Origin of the sequence: Gemmobacter caeni, from assembly GCF_003054195.1 — a bacterium.
GTDB classification, from domain to species: domain Bacteria; phylum Pseudomonadota; class Alphaproteobacteria; order Rhodobacterales; family Rhodobacteraceae; genus Gemmobacter; species Gemmobacter caeni.
This window is the reverse complement of sequence record NZ_QBKP01000072.1, coordinates 1-1,376: the sequence shown is the minus strand read 5'-3', so window position 1 is coordinate 1,376 and position 1,376 is coordinate 1. Positions and strand designations below refer to the sequence as shown.

Genomic DNA, 1,376 nt, shown 5'->3' with positions numbered 1-1,376 from the left:
GGGCAATGGTATGGACCCCGCCGCCTTCGGGTGGCGTATCCTAGGAAGATAAACAGGAGGGCTCGTGCCATGGAGATCAAAAGGATCGGCCTTGATCTGGCCAAGTATGTCTTTGAAGTTCATGCCGTCGATGGTGATGAACAGGTTGTCTTGCGAAAGACACTCAGGCGCGAAGCCGTCGCTCAATTCTTCGCCGAGCTGGAGCCTTGCCTTGTCGGGATGGAGGCGTGTTGCGGATCGCACTACTGGGCAGGGGTGCTAACGGACCTAGGGCACGATGTACGATTGATATCCCCCCAGTTCGTGAAACCCTACGTCAAGTCGAACAAGAATGATCGCAACGACGCCGAGGCGATTTGTGAAGCGGTTGGCAGGCCATCGATGCGGTTCGTACCGCCGAAATCATCCGAGCAATTGGAAATACAGGCCGTTCACCGGATCCGCCAGCGGGTGGTCGCAAACCGCACCCGACTTGTGAACCAGATCCGTGGCCTGCTGGGGGAGCACGGGATCGTGGTGGCCCGAGATATAAACCGTATTCGGCGTGCCCTCGGCGAAATTGCGGACCGGCAATCGGGGGGTTTAGGGGAACTCTTCCTCGAAATGTTGGGCGACATGCGTGACGAACTTGCTGAGCTCGACGCGCGTCTGGCAACCTACAATCGCAGGATCAGAAACCTCTTTCGTTCAAACGAGATGTGCCAACGTATCGGCCGGATCGAAGGTATCGGCCCAATAACAGCAACAGCATTGGTGGCGGCCATAGGAGACCGATCGAGCTTCAAGAACGGTCGGCAGTTCGCAGCTTGGCTCGGGCTGGTCCCAAAGCAGAGATCCAGCGGCGGCAAGGCGCGATTGTTCGGCATCAGCAAACGAGGTGACAGATACCTGCGAACGATGCTGATCCACGGAGCGCGGGCAGTTCTGGGTCGATCCTCGGGAAAAACAGACGCGCGCAGCCAATGGATCAATCGCATGCGCGAAAGACGCCACCCAAACGTAGTGGCGGTGGCGCTGGCAAACAAAAACGCGCGGATCGTCTGGTCGCTGCTGTTACGGGAACAAAGTTACTGCCCGGATCACGTCGTCTCTTTCGGATGACCAAGAACAGTTAGAGGAGGAAGCGCCCACCGGAATATTGCAACATCTGCCAAGGGATGGAAAAGGGTCACGCCCGTTGCTTCTCGAACCTGATGTGTGGATCGGCAAGGTCAACACCGATGCCTTAGGGGCGATGAGGTAGAAGCAAGCGGAAATCCATCGGGGCTCGCGGCGTTGATCCGTCAGGCCGCCCGAAGAAGCCGGATATACATCAGCAATCGCGACCGCCGATCCAGAACCAAACAGACCGTTGCAATCAGGCGGGGTCCATATAC

General features: G+C 57.6%; 1 protein-coding gene. It reads left to right on the top strand.

Annotated elements, in window-relative coordinates; all coding sequences use genetic code 11:
- Nucleotides 1–69 precede the first annotated feature (69 nt).
- A complete protein-coding gene (locus C8N34_RS25790) occupies nt 70–1,101 on the top strand; it encodes an IS110 family RNA-guided transposase (protein ID WP_108131071.1) in 1,032 nt (343 codons plus the stop codon).
- Nucleotides 1,102–1,376: the final 275 nt, after the last annotated feature.